Annotated in this window: 11 protein-coding genes and 1 tRNA gene; 1 reads left to right on the top strand and 11 read right to left on the bottom strand. The window is 64.2% G+C overall.

The genetic code is table 11. The features are described 5' to 3' along the window. Positions 1-88: 88 nt before the first annotated feature. Positions 89-164, top strand: a tRNA-Thr gene (locus N5E02_RS01445). A gap of 101 nt (positions 165-265) precedes the next feature. Here the strand turns inward: N5E02_RS01445 and N5E02_RS01440 are convergent. The 11 genes from N5E02_RS01440 to N5E02_RS01390 all read right to left on the bottom strand — a co-directional run bounded on the left by N5E02_RS01440 (position 266) and on the right by N5E02_RS01390 (position 6,932). Further along, positions 266-1,444, bottom strand: a complete 1,179-nt coding sequence (locus tag N5E02_RS01440; protein WP_279945764.1) for an integrase — start codon at positions 1,442-1,444, stop codon at positions 266-268. Beyond that, complete coding sequence (locus N5E02_RS01435; RefSeq protein WP_053461891.1) at positions 1,444-1,668, bottom strand: hypothetical protein; 225 nt, start codon at positions 1,666-1,668, stop codon at positions 1,444-1,446. The genes N5E02_RS01440 and N5E02_RS01435 overlap by 1 nt, the downstream gene beginning before the upstream one ends. A gap of 2 nt (positions 1,669-1,670) precedes the next feature. Continuing rightward, positions 1,671-1,943 (bottom strand): hypothetical protein, encoded by a 273-nt coding sequence (locus tag N5E02_RS01430; protein ID WP_279945763.1) that lies wholly within the window; start codon positions 1,941-1,943, stop codon positions 1,671-1,673. Beyond that, the gene (locus tag N5E02_RS01425) at positions 1,940-2,125 is read right to left on the bottom strand and encodes a hypothetical protein (protein ID WP_279945762.1); all 186 of its coding nucleotides are present in this window, start codon (positions 2,123-2,125) and stop codon (positions 1,940-1,942) included. The genes N5E02_RS01430 and N5E02_RS01425 overlap by 4 nt, the downstream gene beginning before the upstream one ends. Further along, the gene (locus tag N5E02_RS01420) at positions 2,118-2,303 is read right to left on the bottom strand and encodes a hypothetical protein (RefSeq protein ID WP_049419431.1); all 186 of its coding nucleotides are present in this window, start codon (positions 2,301-2,303) and stop codon (positions 2,118-2,120) included. The genes N5E02_RS01425 and N5E02_RS01420 overlap by 8 nt, the downstream gene beginning before the upstream one ends. Further along, positions 2,296-2,721 carry a hypothetical protein gene (locus tag N5E02_RS01415; protein ID WP_049419432.1) on the bottom strand — a complete coding sequence of 142 codons (426 nt, stop codon included), beginning with the start codon at positions 2,719-2,721 and terminating at the stop codon, positions 2,296-2,298. The genes N5E02_RS01420 and N5E02_RS01415 overlap by 8 nt, the downstream gene beginning before the upstream one ends. 85 nt (positions 2,722-2,806) lie before the next feature. Then, on the bottom strand, positions 2,807-5,497 hold the full coding sequence (locus tag N5E02_RS01410) for a toprim domain-containing protein (RefSeq protein ID WP_279945761.1): 2,691 nt from the start codon (positions 5,495-5,497) through the stop codon (positions 2,807-2,809). A 109-nt stretch (positions 5,498-5,606) separates the two neighbouring features. Further along, positions 5,607-5,852, bottom strand: coding sequence for a hypothetical protein (locus N5E02_RS01405; protein ID WP_069116373.1), 246 nt, complete (start codon positions 5,850-5,852; stop codon positions 5,607-5,609). Then, positions 5,852-6,160 (bottom strand): hypothetical protein, encoded by a 309-nt coding sequence (locus N5E02_RS01400; protein ID WP_069116371.1) that lies wholly within the window; start codon positions 6,158-6,160, stop codon positions 5,852-5,854. The genes N5E02_RS01405 and N5E02_RS01400 overlap by 1 nt, the downstream gene beginning before the upstream one ends. Continuing rightward, complete coding sequence (locus tag N5E02_RS01395; RefSeq protein ID WP_279945760.1) at positions 6,160-6,732, bottom strand: hypothetical protein; 573 nt, start codon at positions 6,730-6,732, stop codon at positions 6,160-6,162. Before N5E02_RS01395 ends, N5E02_RS01400 begins: the two co-directional genes overlap by 1 nt. Continuing rightward, complete coding sequence (locus tag N5E02_RS01390; protein ID WP_279945766.1) at positions 6,729-6,932, bottom strand: hypothetical protein; 204 nt, start codon at positions 6,930-6,932, stop codon at positions 6,729-6,731. The genes N5E02_RS01395 and N5E02_RS01390 overlap by 4 nt, the downstream gene beginning before the upstream one ends. Positions 6,933-6,944: the final 12 nt, after the last annotated feature.

The raw sequence follows: 6,944 nt of genomic DNA, 5'->3' as shown, positions 1-6,944 counted from the left end.
AGCGGCGCGGCGCAGAGCCGGTCGCTGGAATGCACGCGGTTGCGCTAGAATCCCCTGACCGCGGCGCTGCCGCCGGTGCACCACCCATGCCGCTTTAGCTCAGTTGGTAGAGCAACTGTCTTGTAAACAGTAGGTCATCCGTTCGATTCGGATAAGCGGCACCACTCGGGAAGCACCGAAAGCCCTTGAAAATAGGGCTATCAACGAAAAAGGCCAGCGCGGTGCGCTGGCCTTTTTGCATCCACCGGTAAAATTGCCGGTAAAATTAGCTCTTCTTTTTTGGTTTCACGGCCGCTCTCACCACCGGTACAGAATGGTCGTACAGCTGACGCATGGCTTCGGTCACGTGCCCGCCAGCACTCTTGTCCTCGCTGTCGGTGATTCCCCGATGCTTCAGGCCATGGAGCGCGAACCGCTGCTCCTTCTCGATCACGTCCTCCTCAACGGCACGGCGGATCAGGCGTTGCCAGGCGCTGTCGAGCGCTGATTTCGTGAGCGGGGTGCCGGACTCCGAAACGAGAAGGCGTCGCTGCTCCGGTTTGATCGGCACCGGCCGCCCATGGGCTTGCATTCGTTCGTCCCGGTAGGACTGTAGCCACTTTACGGCCGCGCGCAGATCCTTGGTCCACAGCGTCACGTTGTCGCGCGACCCCTTTCGGCGATTGCTGCGAATGCCCTCCGGCTGCAGGTTGGCGTCGGTGAGAGTGTTCACCTCAATGCCGCGCAGGCGAACCGCATAGGCCAGCATCATGACTGCAGGGAGATAGGGCGGACAGCTGCCAGCGGTGTGCGCCTGCCGGCTGGCGCACGTGCGTGCGAACCGCAGCACCGCGTCGAACGCGTCGTGCTCAGGCATGCGCGCGTCGCGCTTCTCACGCACCTTGCGGATGCCATCAGCCGGATTGGTGGAGCAATGGCCGTGTCGGATACCCCATGCAAAGAGACGCCGCAGGTAACTGGCGACGCGGTTGGCCGCTGCTGGGGTCGGCGGGATCATGGGCAGCTTGCCGATGGCCGGCCGTCCGGTGGCCAAGGTCTCCACCACCCGCTGCAGGACCGGCACCGAAAGATGCTCGATGCGCTGTTGGCCAAGCGGACGCCCGTCGCGCAGAGGGTAGCAGCACGCCTTTGCGGCGCAGTAGTCGTAGCTCTCTTTCGACTTCTCCGACAGGTCGACGTACTCGCTGGATCGCTTGAATACCTCGACCAGGTATTCGAGGGTTCCGCGAACGTTGCCGCCGGCTCGCGCCTCCATGATCGCGTGCAGATCCGAAAGGCGGGCGCGCCGCGAGGCCACCGTTTCCTTCTTCTGCCCGATGCCCTCGGGGTGTGGGTCGAGCACGTACCAACGGCCTTCGCCCCAATACACGCCGCGTGGCAGCGATCCCTGGTCGATGTGACCAGGGATCTCCGGGTTGAACTTCCTTTTTCGACCACGTGTCATCAAACCAGTTCCAGCAGTGTCGTTTCGTGTGGCAGTGCTGTTGCGCCGGGCAGACCCAAGGCCGCGTTGATGGCCTCCACCGTGGTCCAGATGCGCCCGCGCCGGTCGTATTTATACAGAATCCCTTGAGCGTCCGCCCACCGCTCCACCGTGGTTGGTGTTGGGGGCGGACCGTCAGGGGCGCAGATCCGTTGTAGATCGTGGAAGTGCAGGATCTGCGCCATGCTCAAGCTCTCCCTGCGGCGAACAATTTCATCTGTAACACGTTGCTTTCCAACCGTTCCTCCACGGCCGCTGCGGTCGGTTGCAGGCCGTGCTGCTTGTGCCAGTGCGCCCACGCCAGATCGAACGTCGGGTGCTTCGCCGTGGTGCTGCAACGGCATTCGATAAGGTGGCCACCGCCCGCGCCCTCGCGACGTAGATCGTGGATGTACCGCGCCGGGTGGTTATCCGGACAGGCGGGGAGGGCGCGCAGTGGCGTCTTCTGTCGCTGTGTCATGCGGCCTCCCGCGCGCCGTCACAATCGACACACGGTGCAGCCAGCGCGAACGCCACGGCAACGGTGTACGCACCCTGGGCGAAGGGGCTGGTACCGGCAAGGATGTCGGCGGCGACGTGAGGCAGGCCAGCGCTCTCGACCTCGGCCGCGAGGAACCGGCGGGCGGCATCGACATCAGCCATGGATGACCTCCCGACGGACGGCCATCGGGGCACGGCGGCGCAGCGCCTGTGGGATCTGGCCTACGGCCAGGCCGCTGCGCCGGCGGCGCGGTGGGCGCGACTGCCACATCTTGAGCATCGTGGCGCCGGCGACCGGCAGCAGCACGCACATAGCCAACAGCGCGACGAAATCAGCCATTGGCCACCTCCTGTGCAGCCTGCGCCACGGCAGCGGCGGTTGCCCGCTTGCCGGGCAGCATGTTGGCTACCTCGTAGGGGAAAGGCACGCGGTTGGCCAGGTCGGCAAGCTCGGGCGAAATCCAGCTGGTCTCGTCTTTGAAGTCGGTTCCACTCACCAGTTCCCAGCCCTTCCTGCTACCCCTGCGGCGCTCGAACACGCACTGCGCGATCTTGGCCGGTCCCATGTTCAGCATCGCCGTGGCGATGACGCGGTTGTGGGTGATATGGAGGGTGACCGTAGCGCTGGCGTCGGTTTCACCGTCTGCCGCAGCATTCACACAGTTATGCACACCCGTGATAGCCTCCGCACCGGGTCCGGTGCTGGAATCCAGCGACTTTGCGAGGGTGGTCATGGCTTGGCCTGTCATCTGTTGCATGGTTCTCTCCTGAACTTCGTTGGTGAATGGCCTTGGGGGCGGTGTTGGCGCACTCCCCGCCGGGCCTTTGCTGTTGCTGCGGGTCTTACTTCTGGAACACCCAGCACTTCACGGTGCTGCTGACCATCGGGGTGGAGCGGATCGCGCTGTTGACGGCGGTGTTGGCGCTCACGAACTTGTGGCGCTTGGACTCAACCAGCAGTCGGCGCAGGTCGCCAATGTCAGGCACCTGCTGGCCGTAGTAGCCCGCCTTCTGGATGAACTCGTTGAGGTTGATGGCGATGCGGGTGTCGTCGCGCGAGTGATTCAGCACGGTTCGCCTGTCGCCACTGGCCTGCATCTCGATGTACTCGTACGCATCCCAGAACTCGGAGACGATGCGGTGATCGGCGCCTATGGCGTCCTGACGTTCGGTGGCCATCTTGACCAGGGCGTCTCGGGTCTCGCGCACCATGTGGTCCGGCAGGTTGACCACCAGCCGTAGCGCATCGAGCAGGGCAAGCATCTGCGCGTGGTTCTTGATGATGCGCTCGACGCGCAGCTCCTTCTCCTCGCGCAACCTGGCTTCGTAGAACCGAACGCGCTCGGCGAACTTCTCCATCACGGCGGTTTCCGCCTTGAGCGCTGCCAGCAGGAAGTAGCTCAGCTTCTCAACCGGTAGCGCATTGAGATTGTCCGCAGCCTGCCGGCTCTCGGTCGTCGCAGTCGGCTTCTTGAAATGCAGCTTCACGATGCGCGTGAGAATGGCTTCGCTGCCATCAACAGGCGCGTTCTGGCTGATGACGATGGTTCCCTGGAACGGCGGCTCGTAGGTTTCGTTGCCGCCGTTGCGCACACCGCGCGTGGCGAGGGTGCCGCCGCCGTAGTAGTCCTTCAGTTCGTCCCACTCGAACGATTTGGCGTGCGCCTTGTCCCCGTTGTCGCTGCGGTCGGCTTCCAACAGCACAATGGGCATGCCGGAAATCTGCCCCATGGCGCGGGCGCGGCCGGCCTTCGTGGACTTGGCGGGGTCAAAGCCTTCATGATCGGCGCGGGCGAGCAGCTTCCATAGGAAGTTGAGCAGCGTGGTCTTGCCGGCGCCGGCCTCGCCCGTGGCTTCCAAGAACGGGAACGACTTGTGACTGCTACGGATCTGATTGGCGTACAGCGAGCCGAACCAGAATGTGAGGGCCACGATCCCGTGTGTGCCAAAGCACGTCCAGAGCCAGCCGACCCAGTCGGTGGAGTAGTTTTCGTGATCGCGCTGGATGTCCATGCGGATCGACCGCTGCGTGGTCTTGATGCGCAGCTTGTTGAACTCGAAGTAGTCCTCAGCGTTGGCGAGGGTGACCTCGCCGGCGCGCACGGCCAGGTCAGGAAAGATGTATGCCTTGTGTTCGGGGCTGTACCCGACGAAGTCGACCGTGTCGACCTTTTTGATGTTGAACAGCTGGTCTTCCATCATCCGGTCCAGCTGCTGGCCGCTACCGCTGAACACAGCACCCTGGGCAAGGCTGATGATGCGCTTCTTGAACTCGGTAGCACTGGCCACCTGGGCGCCGGTGAAGGTACCCTTTACCGATGGCGCGTCGTGCGGGAAGTCAACGCGGAAGTAGTACCAGCTTTCGTCGGTCGCTTCGTGGCGCTGGAAGTAGAGCGCCTCGGGGTAGCAGTTGGCGATCTGCTGCACAGACGCACAGGCGCGCTGGATTTTGGCCACCGCTTCATCGCTGAGCGTGCCTTCTTCGTCGTCGGGATTCTTCTCGCGCATCATCTTGTCGAAGCGCACTGCATCGAACTCGAACCAGAACAGGCGCGAGGCGAACTCGATGTGGAACTCGGTCTTCTGCTCGCGCTGGTAGATCACTAACCCCTTGTCCACGGCCGTGCGCGCCATCAACACGGCGCCGTTGTGGCGCGCCTGGTCGAGGTCGGCCTGCCACTGTGCGTCGCCGTCCTCCGCCGCCTGCGCACGCAGGTGCAGATCGTTCCAGTCGGTCTTCTTCTCGCCCAGCTGCTCGATCTGCGCGGCCAAGCAGCGATAGCCCAGCTTCTCGGCCCGGCGGGCGTGCTTGATGGTGTAGGCGCGTGCGCCAGGCTCATTGTCCAGGCCCCACACCAGCACCGGCAGGTCGTTGGGACGTGCGGCCTTCAGTTCCTTGAGGGACAGCTCGGGATAGGCGTTGCTCGACATGGCGGCAACGGCGCAGATGCCGCGCTGCAGGAGCGCGATGGCGTCGAAGATGCCCTCCACGATCCAGACCTCGCGGGCGGTGCGCAGCTGATCCTGTGCGGCAGCACCCCACCACACGCCCGCGTAGCTCTCACCCGGCGCAAAGCGCGCCTTCTGCTTGCCAAAGCGGTGAGGGCGGTCGATCAACCGCTCCCACCATCCGCCCTTGACCAGCGGGAACCGCACCGTGGCGGTACCCTCGCGCTTCGTGCGGTCGTAGTAGCTTTCCTGCGTATACAGGCCGCGCAGGGCCTTTACGTTGAAGCCGCGGCCGGTGGCCAGGTAGGCGTCAGCGGCAGCATGCGGCGCCTGTGGCGTCTGCGGGTTGCTCTTGGAGTAGTCGTCGAACAGGTCATCGTAGAGGTCGCGCACGCGCACCTCTTGCCCGCACTTGGCCTGTCGGCCACAGCGCAGCACCCACGGCTTGAGGTAGCTGGTGTAAAGCTCCTTCTTGCCGCAGTGGGGGCACTTGCCCCCGCGCATGTACTCGGTGCCGCTGCGGTGCTTGAGGCCATAGTCGCGCTGGATGCGCGACAGTACCTGTTGGCGGATTTCCTCTTGCATGACGGCTCAGCCTTCGTTCGCCGCGTGAGCGGCGGTGCGGTGGTGTTGCATGGTTCTCTCCTGACCGTCCCCGATGGCGTTGGCGCGCTACCGAGGGCGGAGTGGTGCATTACTCAACGGCGGGGCGGGACCGGCCGATGATCGCGGCGAGGTCTTCGGCCATGTACTGCGCGACGGCGGAGGTGTGATCGGCCTCGATCTCCAGCATCTTTGCCGCCTCGCTCGGCAGCTTGGCCAGCAGTTCGGCCGCAGCCGCGATGCGGCACAGTCGCAGGTAGTCGGCAAGGCTGATCACCTGGTCGCCGCGATCCATCGGGCCGGGCAGTACCGGTGTATGCCCGTTGTTGCTGGCCATCAGTTCACCCCGCCTGGGTAGCTCTCGCCCGTGCGCAGCCACTGGAAGAAGCGCTCGGCCTCGCCCTCGGCGAGCAGGTAGACGACAGTTCCAATCTGGATTCCCCCGGCGGCAGTCCGCAAAAGATTGCGTGAGTGATGCGCGGTGAACGTCGCTGCTGTGTCCGACTCGATGTGTACCAGCGCCAGAAACAGGATCTTGTGCTGGTCGAACGAGGCACGCAGGCCGAGGCCAGGAATCGGCGTTTCCAGCACGATGACCGGACGCAGGTATGGCTCGGGGATGGTCACGTTGTTGGGCGGTGCCATCAGTGCGCCCCCTGGCTATCAGCGCCGCGAGCGTGCCTGCGAGCATCGCACTGTGCGGTATAGGCCATCAGCACGTCGCCCAGGGTGATGGCGAGTGGGGATACGCCCACACCGACCAGCCGGGCAATGAACGCCTGATAGTCTTCGTTGGGCCATTCGAGGGTGTCGGCGATCAGGCCGAAGGCGAGCGAAATCTGACGCGCGGACGGGTTGCCGGGCGTGGAAGGGGCACCGTGAGGCACGGGGACGTCTCCTGTTGACGAGATTGGAAACCTCGGCGAGACGTTCTTACGCGACGCACCGAGGGTGTCGGGAGGGTAAGAACCGGTCAACAGTCCGGCGGGCAGTTTTCCCCTTGCGGGTGTTGTATGGCTGCCGCCCTCCCGACGCAGGAAAGCGTCGGTGCGCTCGAAAAGCAGGCGCAAAAAAACCGCGATGCTGACGGGCGCGGATACCGCTGTTGACTCGGAGTTCTTACGCTCCTTGCGGCAGATCCTGCTCCCCGTCCGTGGGGAAGTCAAGTAAATCTGTGTAGAAATGTGCAGATTGGTTGAAGCTGCGGACAGGCTCATGCGGACACCTGTGCAGCAGCCGTCGAAGGCAGCACGACATACGCGCCGCCCGCTGCGATGTGGGCCTCGACCAGGGCGCGAAGCTCGGCAGCGTCGCGCTGCTTCTGCGCGAACGGCACGTACTCGATCCCAGCGGGGGCGGTGACGAAGCTCGGCAGCATCGCCGAGGACCATCCATCAAATTGTGTCTTGTGGCGCATCACGGGCGCAGC

The organism is Stenotrophomonas sp. GD03777, from assembly GCF_029842485.1.
In the GTDB taxonomy this organism is placed as follows: domain Bacteria; phylum Pseudomonadota; class Gammaproteobacteria; order Xanthomonadales; family Xanthomonadaceae; genus Stenotrophomonas; species Stenotrophomonas sepilia.
Note: the sequence above shows the minus strand (reverse complement) of the source record. Positions and strands in the feature narration are given on the sequence as shown.

Coding starts and splice junctions, on each gene's coding strand:
- N5E02_RS01440 (WP_279945764.1), bottom strand. CDS start 1,444: ATGACACGTGGTCGAAAAAGGAAGTTCAACCCGGAGATCCCTGGTCAC.
- N5E02_RS01435 (WP_053461891.1), bottom strand. CDS start 1,668: ATGGCGCAGATCCTGCACTTCCACGATCTACAACGGATCTGCGCCCCT.
- N5E02_RS01430 (WP_279945763.1), bottom strand. CDS start 1,943: ATGACACAGCGACAGAAGACGCCACTGCGCGCCCTCCCCGCCTGTCCG.
- N5E02_RS01425 (WP_279945762.1), bottom strand. CDS start 2,125: ATGGCTGATGTCGATGCCGCCCGCCGGTTCCTCGCGGCCGAGGTCGAG.
- N5E02_RS01420 (WP_049419431.1), bottom strand. CDS start 2,303: ATGGCTGATTTCGTCGCGCTGTTGGCTATGTGCGTGCTGCTGCCGGTC.
- N5E02_RS01415 (WP_049419432.1), bottom strand. CDS start 2,721: ATGCAACAGATGACAGGCCAAGCCATGACCACCCTCGCAAAGTCGCTG.
- N5E02_RS01410 (WP_279945761.1), bottom strand. CDS start 5,497: ATGCAAGAGGAAATCCGCCAACAGGTACTGTCGCGCATCCAGCGCGAC.
- N5E02_RS01405 (WP_069116373.1), bottom strand. CDS start 5,852: ATGGCCAGCAACAACGGGCATACACCGGTACTGCCCGGCCCGATGGAT.
- N5E02_RS01400 (WP_069116371.1), bottom strand. CDS start 6,160: ATGGCACCGCCCAACAACGTGACCATCCCCGAGCCATACCTGCGTCCG.
- N5E02_RS01395 (WP_279945760.1), bottom strand. CDS start 6,732: ATGAGCCTGTCCGCAGCTTCAACCAATCTGCACATTTCTACACAGATT.
- N5E02_RS01390 (WP_279945766.1), bottom strand. CDS start 6,932: ATGCGCCACAAGACACAATTTGATGGATGGTCCTCGGCGATGCTGCCG.